Annotated in this window: 14 protein-coding genes and 1 other annotated feature; of the genes, 10 read left to right on the forward strand and 4 right to left on the reverse strand. The window is 38.4% G+C overall.

The window, feature by feature from the left end; translation table 11 throughout:
* The first annotated feature begins 144 nt into the window (after positions 1 to 144).
* From JNUCC52_RS17345 to JNUCC52_RS17355, 3 genes are all read left to right on the forward strand, one after another.
* On the forward strand, positions 145 to 1,287 hold the full coding sequence (locus JNUCC52_RS17345) for a DUF445 domain-containing protein (RefSeq protein ID WP_337980421.1): 1,143 nt from the start codon (positions 145 to 147) through the stop codon (positions 1,285 to 1,287).
* Between the two features lie 18 nt (positions 1,288 to 1,305).
* Positions 1,306 to 1,650 carry a YlbF family regulator gene (locus tag JNUCC52_RS17350; protein ID WP_173479826.1) on the forward strand — a complete coding sequence of 115 codons (345 nt, stop codon included), beginning with the start codon at positions 1,306 to 1,308 and terminating at the stop codon, positions 1,648 to 1,650.
* Positions 1,651 to 1,785: 135 nt separating this feature from the next.
* Positions 1,786 to 2,448: a ribonuclease H family protein gene (locus tag JNUCC52_RS17355; protein ID WP_173479825.1), complete on the forward strand. Its 663-nt coding sequence runs from the start codon at positions 1,786 to 1,788 to the stop codon at positions 2,446 to 2,448.
* Positions 2,449 to 2,502: 54 nt separating this feature from the next.
* Here the strand turns inward: JNUCC52_RS17355 and JNUCC52_RS17360 are convergent, their stop codons facing one another.
* Positions 2,503 to 2,883, reverse strand: a complete 381-nt coding sequence (locus JNUCC52_RS17360; protein WP_228134167.1) for a hypothetical protein — start codon at positions 2,881 to 2,883, stop codon at positions 2,503 to 2,505.
* 189 nt (positions 2,884 to 3,072) lie between these two features.
* On the opposite strand from JNUCC52_RS17360, the gene JNUCC52_RS17365 reads away from it, so the two are divergent.
* The gene (locus JNUCC52_RS17365) at positions 3,073 to 4,578 is read left to right on the forward strand and encodes a coproporphyrinogen III oxidase (RefSeq protein ID WP_173479824.1); all 1,506 of its coding nucleotides are present in this window, start codon (positions 3,073 to 3,075) and stop codon (positions 4,576 to 4,578) included.
* Positions 4,579 to 4,887: 309 nt separating this feature from the next.
* Here JNUCC52_RS17365 and JNUCC52_RS17370 read toward each other — a convergent pair whose 3' ends face one another.
* Positions 4,888 to 5,961 carry a CdaR family transcriptional regulator gene (locus JNUCC52_RS17370; RefSeq protein WP_173479823.1) on the reverse strand — a complete coding sequence of 358 codons (1,074 nt, stop codon included), beginning with the start codon at positions 5,959 to 5,961 and terminating at the stop codon, positions 4,888 to 4,890.
* Positions 5,962 to 6,166: 205 nt separating this feature from the next.
* Between JNUCC52_RS17370 and JNUCC52_RS17375 the strand changes: the two genes are divergently transcribed.
* The 5 genes from JNUCC52_RS17375 (at position 6,167) to JNUCC52_RS17395 (ending at position 11,165) form a co-directional block, all read left to right on the forward strand.
* On the forward strand, positions 6,167 to 7,306 hold the full coding sequence (locus JNUCC52_RS17375; protein ID WP_173479822.1) for a glycerate kinase: 1,140 nt from the start codon (positions 6,167 to 6,169) through the stop codon (positions 7,304 to 7,306).
* Positions 7,307 to 8,653, forward strand: coding sequence for a GntP family permease (locus JNUCC52_RS17380; protein ID WP_173479821.1), 1,347 nt, complete (start codon positions 7,307 to 7,309; stop codon positions 8,651 to 8,653).
* A gap of 75 nt (positions 8,654 to 8,728) precedes the next feature.
* Positions 8,729 to 9,904 carry an MBL fold metallo-hydrolase gene (locus JNUCC52_RS17385; protein WP_173479820.1) on the forward strand — a complete coding sequence of 392 codons (1,176 nt, stop codon included), beginning with the start codon at positions 8,729 to 8,731 and terminating at the stop codon, positions 9,902 to 9,904.
* Entirely contained in the window at positions 9,891 to 10,136 is a 246-nt protein-coding gene (locus JNUCC52_RS17390; protein ID WP_173479819.1) for a DUF3006 domain-containing protein, read from the forward strand. Before JNUCC52_RS17385 ends, JNUCC52_RS17390 begins: the two co-directional genes overlap by 14 nt.
* A gap of 240 nt (positions 10,137 to 10,376) precedes the next feature.
* Positions 10,377 to 11,165, forward strand: coding sequence for an HAD family hydrolase (locus JNUCC52_RS17395; RefSeq protein WP_337980422.1), 789 nt, complete (start codon positions 10,377 to 10,379; stop codon positions 11,163 to 11,165).
* A 573-nt stretch (positions 11,166 to 11,738) separates the two neighbouring features.
* Here JNUCC52_RS17395 and serA read toward each other — a convergent pair.
* Positions 11,739 to 13,346 (reverse strand): phosphoglycerate dehydrogenase, encoded by a 1,608-nt coding sequence (gene serA, locus JNUCC52_RS17400; RefSeq protein WP_337980423.1) that lies wholly within the window; start codon positions 13,344 to 13,346, stop codon positions 11,739 to 11,741.
* A gap of 142 nt (positions 13,347 to 13,488) precedes the next feature.
* Positions 13,489 to 13,727 (reverse strand) — a binding site (T-box leader).
* A gap of 414 nt (positions 13,728 to 14,141) precedes the next feature.
* Here serA and JNUCC52_RS17405 point away from each other — a divergent pair.
* A complete protein-coding gene (locus JNUCC52_RS17405; protein WP_173479816.1) occupies positions 14,142 to 15,794 on the forward strand; it encodes an FAD-binding dehydrogenase in 1,653 nt (550 codons plus the stop codon).
* A gap of 121 nt (positions 15,795 to 15,915) precedes the next feature.
* On the opposite strand, the gene trhO is transcribed toward JNUCC52_RS17405, so the two are convergent.
* Positions 15,916 to 16,881, reverse strand: coding sequence for an oxygen-dependent tRNA uridine(34) hydroxylase TrhO (trhO, locus tag JNUCC52_RS17410; RefSeq protein ID WP_337980424.1), 966 nt, complete (start codon positions 16,879 to 16,881; stop codon positions 15,916 to 15,918).
* Positions 16,882 to 16,956 lie beyond the last annotated feature (75 nt).

The following is a 16,956-nucleotide window of genomic DNA, read 5'->3' on the forward strand; positions in this document are numbered from 1 at the left end:
ATGTATTAAAGATAGGTACAATTATGCTTTATCGTAATTAAATGGAGGGTATTTCTTTCGTTGGATTTCATTGCTCTGCTATAATGAGTCCAATAGGCGACAAAATACGCCAAAAGTGAATATGATTGAAATGAGAGGATGCTAATGGACAATTTTATAGTGACATTATTATTTATGGCAATCATCGGTGCTGCAATCGGAGGTATAACAAATCACTTAGCAATTAAAATGCTATTTCGACCTCATGAAGCGATCTATATTAAAAATTGGCGTGTGCCATTTACACCTGGTCTTATTCCAAAAAGACGTGATGAATTAGCGAAGCAGCTTGGATTGACTGTCGTCAATTATCTACTGACACCTGAGACCTTTAGGAAAAAGTTTTTCTCAAAAGATATTCAAGATAAAGTAGAACAATTTGTACAAACAAAAGTAGAAGAAACATTTTTTACGGAAGATAAAACGATTCAAGATTGGTTAACTTTAGCTGGTTTCTCCAATATGCCTGTCACGATTGAACAAAAGGTAGAGCAAATTGTAGCCGGACAATTTGAATCAGTTAAGAATACATTATCAACGAGAACAATTCGTACACTGTTATCGGAGGACATTCAACAGACGATTGATGCTAAAATTCCAGTAGCAGTGGGGCATATTTTGCAGAAAGGCGAAGATTATTTTTTATCGCCAGCTGGAGAAATGACGATAAAGGCAATGATTGATGACTTTTTATCGTCAAAAGGATCACTAGGCGGTATGCTTAATATGTTTTTAGGTGATTCTTCGTCACTTATGGGTAAAGTACAACGTGAGCTTGTGAAGTTTATACAGGCTCCTGGAACAACAGCGCTGCTAACGAACATTTTCACACAGGAGTGGGAAAAATTAAAGGATCGTCCAGCAATGGATTATTTAGAGGATATTGATTTTGAACCGATATTAGCAAATTTACAAAGCTATGTAAAAGATCAATTAGCAGTTGCAGAACGCTTACAGCATCCTATTTCATATTACTGGCCTAGCGGTAGTACTTGGATGAGGGAAACAATCGTGCCTCAAATGATTGAAAAGGCATTTACTAGAGCAGAAGATAAATTAGAAGATGTGTTAAAACGCTTAAATTTACAAGAAGTCGTACGTGAACAAGTCGATTCGTTCCCAGTATCGAAACTTGAAGAGCTTGTCCTTGGCATTTCCAAGCGTGAATTTAAAATGATTACTGTACTTGGTGCCGTTCTTGGTGGTCTAATTGGTATTGTGCAAGGTTTAATCGTCTACTTTATTTAGAAAGGGGAAAAAGAAATAATGGTTAATATTTATAATGAGATTAATGCTTTGGAGGCAACTTTCCGCAAAACGGAGGAATTTAAAGCATTAGAAGAGGCAGTAGCAGTCGTAAAGGCGGATGAGGATGCAATTAAGCTATTCCAAAACTTCCGTAAGATTCAAATAGATTTACAGCAAAAGCAAATGGCTGGGGAAGATTTACAGGAAGATGAACTACTGTATGCTCAAAAAACAGCTCAGCTTGCGCAACAAAATGAGAAAATTGTAGCAATGCTTGAAGCAGAGATGAAGCTAAGTGGTGTTATCGAAGAAGTAAATCGTATTTTAGTAAAACCAATCCAATCATTGTACGAGGGTATGTAAGTAAGCATGTCTATCAGCAACATACCGTTAATGATGTTGAGGAATAAATAATCGTATATTTGCACATATAACAAAGTAAGAAGGAAAACGTGTCTCGGCTATTCGAGACACGTTTTCACTTATGGAGGGAATTGTATGCATGTTTTAATTGAATGGACTTATAAAACACCAAAGGGTGCTGGAACGATTTTACGGTCAGAAGAAATGCCTGGAGCTCAAGCGTTATTATTGGCGGAAGATATGGAACGTACAGGACGTGTTAAATCCTTACAATTTATCGATCGACAAGATACGAACTGGTCTATTAAGGAGCTAAAAGCATATCTAAAAGAAGTTGATACGGAACCCCATAATATTACTGTCTATTTTGATGGAGGCTTTGATCGTACAACTAAACAATCAGGGCTTGGGTGTGCCATTTATTATGAGCAAAATGGTAAACCTTATAGGCTAAGAAAAAATGCCTTTTCCGCGGAGCTTAAATCTAACAATGAGGCTGAATATGCAGCGCTTTATTTAGGGCTAGTGGAGCTTGAATTATTAAATGCTCATCATTTACCGATTAGCATTATAGGGGATTCACAAGTCGTTATTAATCAGCTAAACGGAGAATGGGCCGCATTGGAAAAGGATTTAGCAGGTTGGGCAGACAAAATTGACGCAAAATTAAGTGAGCTAAGCCTTCGACCAGACTATAAACTGATTTCAAGGAAAGAGAATGCCGAAGCAGATAGACTTGCAACACAAGCATTAAACGGAATTGATATTACAGGGTTGAGTGAAAGGTTAAAGGAATAACAGTGAGGGAGGCGCCGAATACTACTGACGCCTCCCTTTTGTTAAAAACTTGTCCTATGGAAAAAACAGTTTATTGGCCGTATATTTTGGATATTTTTTGGCGAACTGCTGGAAGTTTATCTTGAAATGAGTAGTATTCATGAAGTTTCGTGCTAATCGTAATTCGTCAGAGTATAAAAGGATATGGTGGAAATGCTGTTGAATAAAGTTCCTTGCATGTTTATAATGCTCGTTGATAGAGATAGCCCCGTACATTTCTTGATGATTCATAATATAAATAAAATCACAAAGAACTTTTTGTTCGCGATATTTAAAAAATATGGTGAAATACATTGTCTTTTCGTCACACCGTTGTAAATCAAAATGATGGAAGGCAACTTCTATTTGCTGAATAAAGCTAGAAACAGAAGAACCGTTTTCTATTAATACACCCACTATCAACACCACCTTTCCTAAAAATTATAGGTAATAATAAATAAATTGTCTATAATTAGTCTAAATATTCTGTTAATTATAACTTGAAAATAGTAGCTTTGCTTATACTGATAAAAATTTGTTAAACTATTGAGGCAATCATTAATTTAGTAATGTACATTGGAATATTGAAAGAAGAGAGCGAAAACAATGAAAATTATTCAAATAGATCGAAAGTATCCTGAGGATTGGATTCGCGTATTAAATCATATTGCGAATTTGTTTTTTGAGGATTCAAAGTTAAGTACGACTGCGCAGGAAGCCGATATGTCCGTTGCTTTCAGCTACCGAGTTGATGAACATTTTTCTATCTATACTAGCGCGGTGCTTGAGGTAGATGGTAAACGTTACACGAATGATTACCATATTGATTATGCGATGGAAGCGGTTGGTCGTGAGCAAAATATTCGACTGAAACGTGCACTATCACATGTGTTTTTAAATGTGCTAGAACAGCATACGGGTATGCATCAGCAATGGGGGATTTTAACAGGTGTGCGCCCGACAAAGCTTTACCATAAATTCCGCCAGGCAGGTATGGATGATAGAGAAATTGAGGAGGTACTCGTACGTGACTTCCGTTTGTCAGAGGAAAAAGTAGCACTGTTGAAAGACATTGTTGCCCGTCAGCTAGTCACTATTCCAGACTTAGACAATATCGAGAAGGAGATTAGTGTTTATATTGGCATTCCGTTTTGTCCAACAAAATGTGCATATTGTACTTTCCCTGCGTATGCGATTGGAAGTAACCGTAAACAAGGTCGTGTAGAGACATTTTTAGATGGCTTGCACATTGAATTGCGTGAGATGGGTAAGTGGCTAACTGAGAACAATATGAAAATTACTTCAATTTATTGGGGTGGGGGTACACCAACTTCAATTGAAGCACATGAAATGGATGCACTGTATCAAACAATGTATGACGCTTTCCCGAATCCTGAAACGATTCGTGAGGTAACGGTTGAAGCAGGTCGTCCAGATACGATTACACCAGAGAAATTAGCTGTACTGAAAAAATGGGGCATTGATCGTATTAGTGTAAATCCGCAGTCTTATACAGATGAAACATTAAAAGCAATCGGTCGCCATCATACGGTGCAAGAAACAATTGATAAGTTTTGGCTAGCACGCGAATCTGGGATGAATAACATCAATATGGATTTAATTATTGGCTTGCCGAATGAAGGGACGGAAGAGTTCCAACATTCGTTAGAGGAATCTGCAAAAATGCAGCCAGAGTCTTTAACTGTTCACACATTATCCTTTAAACGCGCCTCTGAAATGACGCGTAATAAAGATAAATACAAGGTGGCAGATCGTGATACGGTTGCTCAAATGATGCAGATGGCACAAGTATGGACGAAGGAAAATGATTATGTTCCTTACTATCTATACCGTCAAAAAAATATTTTAGGCAATTTAGAAAATGTAGGCTACAGTAAAGCGGGAGAAGAAAGCATTTATAATATTGTGATCATGGAGGAAGTGCAGACGATTTTAGGTATTGGTTGTGGAGCATCTTCAAAATTTGTTCATCCTGAGACAGGGAAGATTACACAATTCCATAATCCAAAAGATCCTGCCGCTTACATCATGACGTTTGAAGACGCAATTGGCAAAAAAATTGAGCTATTAAATGAATTATATAATGTTTAAAGGGCAAAAGAGTAAAGTGTTAGATTGACTGCAATCAATCTAACACTTTTTTTGTGTGCGTATTCTGAAGAACTTAGCCATTCTTTCTTTGGCAATAGATAATATTTAGCAGAGAGCAATAGTTGATGGTAGCGGAGGCGGCGACTCCTGCGGGAACGCACGCAAAGTAAGACGCAACAAACCTCGCGTTAGCGAGGGTTGCGGCTTACGGTGTGCCCGCGGAAAGCGCCCGCCGTAGCGGACATCAACCATAGCAAAAATTACGAATGACTTTTCTTTATAAGTTATATGTCCCAGACTGGTTATGATTTACCGTAAAGTGCAGGCCATTTTTAAGATGACAGCATCCTCAAAATATTGCGGATCGTAGCCTGTTAGCTCTCGAATTTTATTTAAACGATAGGTAAGAGTATGACGGTGAATATTAAGCTGTTGTGCACAAAGTTTCAGCTGTAAATTACAATCAAAAAAAGTTTGTAATGTTTCAAGTTGTTTAGCATTCATATTTTTTAGTACACGATTTTGGAATGCTTGTACTTCTTCAGAGTCTCTCTTTTTAAAAAGAGAAAATAACTCGACATCTTCAAAAAACGTAATTTCTTTATTCATAAAGGCAAATTCAAGTGCTGTTTTTGCGCCGTTATAGCAATTTGGAAGTTGCGATAAATTTGGTACTGTTGGTCCAACACCAATCTGTAATGACGGTAGTTTATGCTTTTTTTTACGTAAAGCTTTCATCATTTGTTGTTTTTTCTGCTCATCATAGTTTGTTAGTAGTATATAGTATTCATGAAGCTGGCTATGACCTGAAAGAACAGGCTGCTTATAAAATAAATCCTCAAAAAACAGAGGAAGGCTATTTTCTGCAGACGAAGGTGCATCTAAGCTAAGTAATACAATTTGAAAAGGTGCTTCAAGAGAGAATGGAAGTTTTTGAATGCGTTCTTGTAAGGCGGCGTCTATCTTACTGCCGTGCACTAACGCTTCAAATATGTAATCGTTGTTTTTCCGTTGCCACTCACTTTTTGATTCCACAATCGCTTGATGTGTCATGATTTCAGTTGTTAGTTGAACAAGATTGGCAATTTCTAAAATTTCCTCAGAATCACCTGTAATACCGATTACTCCAAGGACTTCATCTTGATACATAATCGGCATATTGATGCCAGGTTTTGTATTGGGATAGGCATCGATGTTTTCCTTATTAATGATGAGTGTCTCTTTTGATTTTGCCACATAAAGTGCGCCTTCGTGTATATTTTCCACCCTCATTTTATCGCCAGAAGCTAAAATAACTCCAGTTGGACTAATAACATTAATGTTGCGACGTAATCGTAACATTGTTTGATGCACGATTTCTTCTGCTAATTTTTTTGTTAACATGCTTATACACCTCGCATAAATAAACCTCTGTTATATTACAGTTAATTTGTACATTCATTATAATGTTTTCTGAATTTATTGTCATTATAATAATTTGTAAGCGCTTAACTTTGACTAGAAGAAATTTCTTGTATGCGATAAAACTATATCGTCTGACAGCTGAGCACCAATTTAAATATGAATGGATGTAAAGTGGGGGTATCAAATGAAAGTCATAATTTGTCCAGATTCTTATAAAGGTACTTTATCTGCATTTGAAGTTGCGAATGCGATGCATGAAGGAATCATGGATGCTGATCAATCGATTGAAACAGTTATTTTACCAGTGGCAGACGGTGGAGAAGGTACGCTAGAATCCCTTATTGCTTCAACGGGAGGTAAGTATATTTCAGAAAATGTGCTCGATCCGCTAGGCAGAACAATCGAAGCAAAGTTCGGTGTGCTTGGAGATGATGAAACTTGTGTCATCGAGATGGCACAGGCTTCTGGAATTATGCTGTTGCAGGACAGTGAAAAAAATCCTGAGCTGGCATCAACATATGGGACAGGGCAGTTAATAATGGCAGCACTGAATAAAGGGTTTCGAAAATTTATTATTGGAATAGGCGGTAGTGCCACAAACGATGCTGGTATTGGTTTATTAAAGGCTCTAGGCTTACAGTTTAAAAAAGATGATGGGACATCTATTGCGAATGGCGTGTCAGCATTATTAGATTTAGCATCCATTGATAATAGTCAGCTCGATGCACGATTGTCTGAAGCAACATTTACAATTGCATGTGATGTAGATAATCCATTGATTGGAGAGCGCGGCGCTACAGCTATTTTTGGCCCGCAAAAAGGTGTGAAAAAGCATGAAATTACTTATTTTGATAATTGCTTAAAGCAGTTTGCAGATATTGTGGAAAAGCAGTATCACATACGTTTACATGATTATAAAGGGGCAGGTGCTGCTGGTGGTGTAGGTGGTGCATTAATTGCCTTTTTAAATGGTACTTTTCATGCAGGCATAGATATTGTTATAGAGGCTGTCCAGTTAAAAAAACAGTTGAAAGACGCACAAATTGTTCTTACTGGTGAAGGTAAATCAGATCGCCAAACATTACATGGCAAGGCGCCATTGGGGGTGGCAATGGCTGCAAAAACAACAAACACACAGGCGATGCTATTGTCTGGAGCCATTGATGAGGAGGATAAGTCTATTTTGCTCAATTATTTTGCTGTTGTGGAATCGTTAGTAGACGAATCGACTACTGTCCAGCAAGCAATGCAAGAGCCTTATCGTTTAATTCGTCTAAAAACGAAAAAAATAATTGAGAATTATGTAAATATGGGGGATGAGTAAATGTTGTTCGTTATTATTTTAATAGGGGTAATATTTGTTGTAGTCGGAACAGCAAAGCTAAAGCTTCATCCGTTTCTAGCACTATTAATTAGTGCATTCTTTGTAGGCATTGCTTCTGGAATGCCATTATTAACGGTTGTTGAAAGTATTAATACTGGATTTGGAGGCTTGATGACAAGCATTGGTTTAGTCATTATAGCAGGAACAATTATCGGACTTATTTTAGAAAAATCAGGGGCTGCCTATCGTATGGCAGAAGTGGTATTGCGAATTGTTGGGCCAAAGCGTCCGCAATTAGCAATGTCTTTAATCGGCTATATCGTATCCATTCCTGTTTTCTGTGATTCAGGGTTTATTATATTATCGAGTTTACAAAAATCATTAGCAAAGCGCGCAAATGTTACGATTGCCTCGATGGCTGTAGCTTTGGCTACAGGGCTCTTTGCTACACACGTATTAGTGCCACCAACACCAGGGCCAATAGCAGCGGCTGGTAATATAGGGGCAGCAGATTATTTAGGAACAGTAATTGTTATTGGATTGTTAGTAGCAATTCCAGCGACTTTTGTAGGCTATTTATGGTCAGTTAAAGTAGCAACAAAAATTCGTGTGCCTGAAGATGACTTAGAGGCATTGGATTATGAAGAAATCATTAAATCATTTGGTAAAATGCCATCAACGTTTAAATCATTTTTACCGATTGTGCTTCCAATTGTGTTAATCGGGCTAGGATCAATCGCAGCATTAGTTGGGGATAGCGAAGCTACGTTTAATATGATTTTACGTTTTTTAGGATCACCAACAGTTGCTTTATTTTTAGGTGTAGCAGCAGCGATGTTGTTATTACCTGAAATAAGTGAAAAAACGTTAACTGGTTGGATAGGTGATAGCTTAAAAGAGGCTGCTCCGATTTTATTAATTACTGGAGCGGGTGGTTCTTTTGGAACGGTTATTAAAAATGCTGGCGTTGGTGAAATGTTGCAAGAAATGGATTTAGGTATGTTTGCATCAGGAAGCCTATTCCTACTTGTACCATTTATCGTAGCGGCTGCGTTAAAAACAGCACAAGGCTCTTCAACAACAGCGTTAGTTATAACATCTTCTCTAGTAGCTCCAATGCTTATGACGCTTGGTATTGAAGGAGCTGTTCCATTAGCATTGGTGGTAATGGCAATAGGAGCAGGGGCAATGACTGTTAGTCATGTAAATGATAGCTTTTTCTGGGTTATTACGCAGTATAGTGGAATGGAAGTGACACAAGCCTACAAAGCCCAAACTGTTGCGACACTATTACAGGGGCTTGTAACGATTGTGATTACGATGATTTTGTGGTGGATTTTAGTTTAATTTGCTTTAGCAGAGAGCGGCCTTCGGGTTCGCTCTCTTTTTTTGTATAATAGAAAATAGAAAGGAAGATATGTAATGAAAAAAATATTCGCTGTGCTCCTTTGTATTTTTGTATTAGCAGGTTGTACATCAGCATTAGAAACAGAAAAAATACCAGTGGCAGCTGGCCATGAAATGCGTGTGCATTTTTTTGATGTAGGACAGGGCGATTCAATTTTAATTGAGTCACCGAATGGTAAAACGATGCTCGTTGATGGAGGTGTGAAAGGGGCTGGGCAACAGGTCGTTTCACATATAAATGAACTTGGTATAGATAAGCTTGATATAGTCGTCGCGACACATCCAGATGCGGATCATATTGGCGGTTTAATCCCTGTATTGAATTCGATCCCTATTGAACAGTTTTATGATTCTGGGAAAGTACATACATCACAAACGTTTGAAGAAATGCTATCACTTATTGATACGAAAAATATTCCGTATAATGTGCCGAAAACGGGAGATAGCATTGCTTTTGATGATGAACTAGAAATAAAAGTACTGAATGCTAACGAAGATGCCTCAGATAATAATGATGCATCGATTGTGCTAAAAGTTACCTATGGAAATATTTCATTTTTATTAACAGGTGACGCAGGTGTAGCTCTAGAAAAAGAAATGATGCAACAAAATGTGAAGGCGACTATTTTAAAGGCAGGCCATCATGGTTCCAATACAAGTAGCTCTCAAAGCTTTATACAAGCAGTGCAACCAGAAGTAACTATATTAAGTTATGGTAAAGACAATAAATATGGACACCCACATGCTGAAGTTGTAGAGCGTTTACAGGCGATCGGAAGTAAAATTTATGCAACAGCCGAGGCTGGAACAGTTACTGTTTCAACAGATGGGGTAAGCTATAATGTAAGTGCGAAAGAGTGGTCAGGTGCCATTGCTGAAAAACCGAGTTTGAAACAAGATGTAGAAATTATTAGCAAGGATTTAATAGAGGAAATAGTCGCTATAAAAAACAATGGTCAAGATACAGTTTCGTTAAAGGATTGGCAACTTGTATCAATAGAAGGGAATCAAGTTTTTAATTTTCCTAATGTATCATTACAGCCAGGAAAAACGATTTATGTCACTAGCGGAACGACAGCACGTGAGGGGCAAAATTATTTAAAGTGGACAACAAGACAGATTTGGCTAAATGATGGAGATAGTGCACAATTACTTAATGCGAAAGGGGAAGTTGTAAGTGAACTCGACTAAATACACATTAGACCGCATTGAAGATGGCTATGCAATTTTTTTAAAATATCCAGAGGAAGTTGAGCAACTAATTCTACCTATCAACACTGTGAATCAATCGTTACAAGCTGGTGATCGCGTCTTAATTAAAGAAATTGATAACACTTACCATATTGACATATTAAAAGAAGAAACAGAGCAAAAGAAGGCCGAAATGCAAAGTTTAATGGACAAATTACGCCGAAAAAATTGAGTGCCAGTCACTCAAACAATTCTGAATTAAAATGGCGATGCCAGTAGCGCTAACTAAGTAAAAATCCACGGAGAATCCTGCGGGAATACGTGCGCTAGCGGGGGTTGAGGCTTACACTGTGCCCGCGGAAAGCGTAGTGGATTTTTACGATTTAACTATGCTAACTATTTTGAAAATATGCTAAAATAAGCGATATGAATGCTTTTTGTTCAAGTAGAAAAGAAGCTAGGAGCTGACACAATGTCAATAAGTACAATTATTTTTGATTTGGATGATACGTTGTTATGGGACAAAAAATCTGTAAAAACAGCATTTGAAAAAACATGCGCATACGCAGCAACAATACATACGGTGGATTCAACTGAATTAGAGGAGGCAGTGCGCAAAGAAGCACGTGCACTTTATGAAAGCTACGAAACATATGACTATACGGTGTTAATAGGTATTAATCCATTCGAAGGACTTTGGGGAACATTTGATGATCCAACCGATTCATTTCAAAAGATGAAAGAAATTGTGCCTGGATATCGCTCAGAAGCGTGGACAAAGGGCTTAGCTGCACTTGGAATTGACGATGCAAAGTTTGGAGCCGAACTAGGCGAACGTTTTGTAGCAGAACGTAAAGTGTCGCCACTTTTATATGAAGATACTTTTACTGTTTTAGATGAACTGAAAGGTAAATATCAACTTATATTATTAACGAATGGCGCACCGAGCTTACAAAATTTAAAGTTAGAAATTACACCTGAAATTGCTCCGTATTTTGACCATATCATCATTTCTGGTGATTTTGGAAAAGGGAAGCCAGATGCGTCCATCTTTGAGCATGTCATGGAAAAGGCGGGCATTACTGCTGACGAGGCAATTATGGTTGGCGATAACTTAAATACAGATATTTTAGGTTCATCTAGAGTCGGCATGCGTAATGTTTGGATTAACCGTGAAAACAATGTACCAATAGGAGCTGTCACGCCAACATATGAGGTAGATTCATTAACAGCCTTTTTAAAACTTGTGAAAGAGCTTTAATCCTCCTTATGAATTAGTGCAACAAAAAATAAATATGCATAAAAGGACTGATTAATAACTAATCAGTCCTTTCAGACTGTAGACAAACTCGAAAAATTTCGAGTTTGCCTACAGTCTTTTTTCATTTTAAAATAAAAATAGATGTCTACTGCCGTTGATTTCCGCTACGTTCGGGCGCTTTCCGCGGGCACACACGTAAGCCGCAACCCTCGCTAACGCGCGGTTTGTTGCGTCTTACGTTCTGTGCTTTCCCGCAGGAGTCGCCCGCCCTTCGCTCCAATCAACTTGATATGAATTGCTAGCAGTCTACTATAATTATGGCAAACCGCTTCATATGGAGGGGATGCTCGAAGAGTATAGCAAGACGAAAGTAAGAACTCCTAATTGTCGATAAAGCTTAATGAATCGCCGATAGAATGCAGGAAATCGCCGATAAATTCTCCAGCTACGTTTATAGAGCTTAGGCAATGTGCGCTATCACAGTAGCGTTGCCCTCTATACGTAGAACATTAACCATAAAATTACAAAAGACAACAAGAGTGTAAACTCTAGTTGCTTTTAGTAATTTAGTCATTAAAGATCAATTGCTTTCACTTCGTCAATGTTTTCAAGTTGTGAAACGTATGTTAAATCTTCTTCCGTAACAATATTATCGACTGTTAGCATCATTACAGCTGTTCCACCAACTTCAGCACGTCCAACTTGCATTGTTGCGATATTAATATCTTTTTCAGCTAATTTTGTTGCAACGCGACCAATTGCCCCTGGTTTATCTGTGTTTTTAATGTAAAGAAGGTGTCCTTCTGGTACAACGTCTACTACGTAATTTTCTACTTTTACAATACGTGCGCCAAGGCCATTTAATAATGTACCAGCAACAGTATGTGTTTCAGTAGCCGTTTTTACTTCAACTGTAATTAAGCTTGTGAAGCCTTTTGCAGTAGTAGTTTTATGTTCGTTAATTTTCATGCCAATACGTTCAGATAAGTAACGAGCATTGACATCATTAACGTGATTGCCATGGTTTTTAGCTAATAAACCTTTTAGAGCATTAGAAGTTAAAGGACGTACATCATAGTTTGCTACTTCACCTGCATAAGATAGATTAATTTCTTTAACTGGCTCAGCTGTAATTTGAGATAAGAATGAACCAAGTTTTTCAGCTAATTCAAAGAATGGTTCTACTTGAGCAAGTAGTTCTTTCGGAATTGAAGGCATATTTACTGGGTTTGTCACTGTACCTGTTTTGTAAAATTTAATAATATCGTTTGATACGTCAACTGCAACAGATTCTTGTGCCTCAATTGTAGATGCACCTAAGTGAGGTGTCGCAATGACTTGTGGTAAAGTTAATAATTTGTGATCAGTTGCTGGCTCAGAAACGAAAACGTCCAATGCTGCACCTGCTACTTTACCTTCGACGATAGCATCATATAAGTCATCCTCATTAATGATACCACCACGAGCACAGTTAATAATACGTACGCCATCTTTCATCATGGCAAACTTTTCTTTGTTAATAAGGTTACGTGTTTCTGGTAGTAATGGTGTGTGTACTGTAATAAAATCTGCCGCGGCACAAATTTCCTCGACAGTAGATTTCGTAACACCTAGCTCATTGGCGCGTTCATCAGTTAAAAATGGATCATACGCCATAATATTCATACGCTGACCTTTTGCACGGTAAGCTACTTCTACACCAATACGTCCGAATCCAACAACTCCAAGCGTTTTGTTTTTAAGCTCTACTCCTACATATGATTTACGATCCCATTTACCGTTTTTCAATGTATTAAAAGCTTGGGGAATATGACGAGCAAGTGAAGTCATCATGGCGATTGTATGTTCAGCGGCAGAGTTTGTGTTACCGTCTGGAGCGTTCACAACGATAATGCCGTGTTCTGTTGCAGCAGCTAGATCAATGTTGTCTACACCTACACCAGCACGACCGATTAATTTTAAGCTTTTCGCCGCTTCAATTACTTCACGCGTAACGGTTGTTTGAGAGCGAACTAGTAATACATCTATATCAGCAATTTTGGCAATTAATTCTTCTGGTGCTAGTCCAGTGTCGATAATAACGTTTAAGTCTAATTCTTTTTCTTGGCGTAATGGAAAAATACCATCTTCACTTAGTGGATCAGCGATAAATACGTTAATTGTTTTTGTTGCAGTAGTCATTTGTAATTAGCTCCTTTTAATAAAAAATTAGTAGTGATGTCTAAATGAGTAGTCCACAGGGGTGATGCTACAGCATGTAAACAATCTTTTTTTCGAAAAAATATAAAAGCCTTCCGCGCCTTACGAACACAACTATTGTGTCGTAAGGGGCGAAAGGCTGAAAAATATAGGTTCGCGGTACCACCCTTAATTACTGCTCGAAAAAAATCGATACAGTCTTAGCTATATGCGTAACGTGCATGTGACGGACAGGCTTACTTTTGGATGTTTCGGCATGTCTATTCGGGAGTGGAACTTTATCGTAGAAATCACTGATTTACACCAACCATCAGCTCTCTTTGGATTTTCTTGCGACTAGCGTGTCTCCGTCGTTATATTTTTGTGTGATTAAATTTGTTAACATCATAATCCCTATTGTTCACCTTTGTCAACAATAATTCAAAAAAAGATTAAAATCACTCGCTTCAAAAGTCTGAAAACTGCATATAAACGAACGATATATTGAATTACAACTTTTATCGTTCGTCTTTTTGCAGTGGACATTGTAAGCGCTAACGAATGTGTCAAGACAGATAATATAAGGATTAAGCGAGTATAAAATGATAAAAAATTTTTGAGAAATAATTGTCGTACATTCGATTATTTTCCTAAAACTCTCTTTAATTAAGACGGAATGCGAACATTTCGCTAATGCCATATTTTTGACGAAATTATCAAAAGATAAGGAGGTAAAGCGCCAATAAGAGAAGAATGTATGTAAAGAAAGATGGATTTCGATTTTTCGGGGGTGTTGGGATGAAATACGATGTAGCAATTGTCGGAGCTGGTCTGGCGGGACTCGTTGCAGCCTGTGAATTAATAGATGCAAAGAAACGTGTACTATTAGTAGACCAAGAGCCTGAAAATTCAATGGGAGGCCAGGCATTTTGGTCTTTTGGTGGGCTATTTTTAGTCAATACACCAGAGCAAAAAAGGCTTGGTATTAAGGATAGCAAAGAGCTTGCGTGGCAGGATTGGCTAGGTACTGCTGGCTTCGATCGTTTGGAAGATGAGGATAGTTGGGCTTACAAATGGGCAAGGGCTTATGTCGATTTTGCTGCAGGTGAAAAATATGCATGGCTTAAATCATTAGGCATAAAATTTTTCCCTGTTGTTGGTTGGGCTGAACGAGGTGGCTCATTGGCGGGAGGTCACGGGAATTCGGTTCCTCGCTTTCATATTGTTTGGGGAACGGGACCAGGCATTGTAAAGCCTTTTGCAGATAAAGTGAAGAAAGCGATAAAGGAAGGAATTGTTGATTTTAAGCCGAGACATCGTGTAGATGAATTTATCCAGCAGGATGGACGAATTATGGGCATAAGTGGCACAATTTTAGCTGAAAGTTTTGCCCAACGTGGAGAGCAAAGTTCACGCATTGGGGTAGGTGCTTTTTCCTATGAAGCAAATGCAGTTATTGTAGCAAGTGGGGGCATTGGGGCCAATATCGATTTAGTACGTAAAAATTGGCCTGCACGCCTTGGGACGCCGCCTAAAAATATAGTATGTGGTGTACCCGCATATGTAGATGGACGCATGTTAGAGATTACTGAACATGCTGGTGGGCGTATCGTTAATCGTGATCGGATGTGGCATTATACAGAGGGTTTAAAAAACTGGGACCCAATTTGGCCAAACCATGGTATTCGTATTTTACCAGGTCCTTCATCTTTATGGTTTGATGCCGAGGGAAATCGCTTTGGGGCACCGAACTTTCCAGGGTTTGATACATTAAGTACATTAGAGGCAATTCAAAAAACAGGTTATGATTATTCATGGTTTATTTTAACGGAAAAAATCATTGAAAAGGAGTTTGCCTTATCAGGTTCAGAGCAAAATCCTGACTTAACGAATAAAAGCATACCAGAGTTGATGAAACGCATTTTGCCAGGACCACCCGCACCGATTCAAGCGTTTAAAAATCAAGGTGAGGATTTTGTTATTGCAAACGATTTAAAACAGCTAGTAGATGGCATGAACAAGCTTGCTGGGAATGACTTGCTAGATTTTATTAAAATTAAAGAGCAAATATTAGCACGGGATCGTGAAATGGACAATAAATTCACGAAGGATTTACAGGTAAATGCCATATACGGGGCGAGAAAATATATCGGTGATAAAGTAGTACGGGTTGCAAAACCTCATAAAATTTTAGATACAAAAAATTGGCCACTTATTGCAGTGCGATTAAATATTTTAACCCGAAAAACATTAGGGGGCTTGCAGACGAATTTAGATGGAGCTGTATTTGGCATGGATGGACAATTAGTGCCAGGACTATTTGCAGCAGGAGAAGTGAGTGGTTTCGGAGGGGGCGGTGTACATGGTTACCGAGCTTTGGAAGGAACGTTTGTCGGCGGATGTTTATTTAGCGGAAGACAAGTAGGCCGCTATTTAGCAAAACAACCTTAAGTGTCAGGCACTCAAACAATTCTGAAAAAAATCCACGCAAGATCCTGTAGGAACGCACGCAAAGTAAGCCGCAACAGACCTTGTTGCGGCTTACTTTATACTGCACGAAAGTGTCAGGCACTCAAACAATTTTAGCCTGTGCAATTTTTGCTATTTGTTCTTCAACTTGCTCTTTTGTCCATCCATTTTCTTCGACAAAGAAATTACGTTTTGCGCGACGACAATCGTCAGAGCAGCTTCGCATATAAAATGCCTCATGCTTTTCCTCGCATAGCATTAATTTATGGCACTCAGGATTAGCGCAGTTTGTATAGCGCTCTGTCGGTTCACCTGTGAAATAGTCCTTACCAACAACTACATGCTCAACCTGATTAATAGGTACACTGCGGCGACGATCGAAAACAAACATTTGGCCATCCCATAATTGTCCCTTCACTTCAGGGTCTTTCGCATACGTAGCAATACCACCATGAAGTTGCCCGACACTTTCACCATAGCCTTCTCGTTTTAACCAGCCAGAGAATTTTTCACAGCGTATTCCACCTGTACAATAAGTTAAAATGTTTTTACCAGCAAAGTCTTCTTTATGCTCTTCCATCCAAGCAGGAAGATCACGGAAGCTTTCAATATCAGGACGCACCGCATTGCGGAAATGTCCTAGGTCAAATTCATAATCGTTACGTGCATCAATAATAACCGTATTATCTTCTTGCATACGAGTCATAAATTCCTTTGGTGTTAAATAATCTCCAGTTAATTCTAAAGGGTTAATATCATTTTCTAAGCCAAGGTGTACAATCTCCGTACGAGGTCGTACATGCATCTTTTTAAAGGCATGTCCTTCTACCTCGTCGATTTTCCACATTATATCGCTAAAACGAGGGTCTGCTTTCATATAATTCATGTAGCTTTCAGTTTGCTCAATCGTACCAGAAACCGTACCATTAATGCCCTCTAAGCCTACTAAAATCCGACCAAGTAGACCGACTTCTTGACAAAAAGCTAAATGCTCTTCGGCAAATGCTACTGGGTCCTCAATAGCAACATATTTATAATAAAGTAATACACGAAAGTCCTTTTGTGACACAAAAATACCCACCTTTAATTTCAATATTCGACATTAAATATAGCATAACAACGACTATTTTGCGTAGGAGAGAAG

Origin of the sequence: Lysinibacillus sp. JNUCC-52 (assembly GCF_015999545.1) — a bacterium.
In the GTDB taxonomy this organism is placed as follows: domain Bacteria; phylum Bacillota; class Bacilli; order Bacillales_A; family Planococcaceae; genus Lysinibacillus.

Bases quoted from the DNA above. Each gene is read 5' to 3' on its own strand.
- JNUCC52_RS17380 (WP_173479821.1), top strand. From the start codon at position 7,307: ATGTTGTTCGTTATTATTTTAATAGGGGTAATATTTGTTGTAGTCGGA.
- JNUCC52_RS17385 (WP_173479820.1), top strand. From the start codon at position 8,729: ATGAAAAAAATATTCGCTGTGCTCCTTTGTATTTTTGTATTAGCAGGT.
- JNUCC52_RS17395 (WP_337980422.1), top strand. From the start codon at position 10,377: ATGTCAATAAGTACAATTATTTTTGATTTGGATGATACGTTGTTATGG.
- JNUCC52_RS17365 (WP_173479824.1), top strand. From the start codon at position 3,073: ATGAAAATTATTCAAATAGATCGAAAGTATCCTGAGGATTGGATTCGC.
- JNUCC52_RS17345 (WP_337980421.1), top strand. From the start codon at position 145: ATGGACAATTTTATAGTGACATTATTATTTATGGCAATCATCGGTGCT.
- JNUCC52_RS17370 (WP_173479823.1), bottom strand. From the start codon at position 5,961: ATGTTAACAAAAAAATTAGCAGAAGAAATCGTGCATCAAACAATGTTA.
- JNUCC52_RS17350 (WP_173479826.1), top strand. From the start codon at position 1,306: ATGGTTAATATTTATAATGAGATTAATGCTTTGGAGGCAACTTTCCGC.
- JNUCC52_RS17405 (WP_173479816.1), top strand. From the start codon at position 14,142: ATGAAATACGATGTAGCAATTGTCGGAGCTGGTCTGGCGGGACTCGTT.
- JNUCC52_RS17355 (WP_173479825.1), top strand. From the start codon at position 1,786: ATGCATGTTTTAATTGAATGGACTTATAAAACACCAAAGGGTGCTGGA.
- serA (WP_337980423.1), bottom strand. From the start codon at position 13,346: ATGACTACTGCAACAAAAACAATTAACGTATTTATCGCTGATCCACTA.
- JNUCC52_RS17375 (WP_173479822.1), top strand. From the start codon at position 6,167: ATGAAAGTCATAATTTGTCCAGATTCTTATAAAGGTACTTTATCTGCA.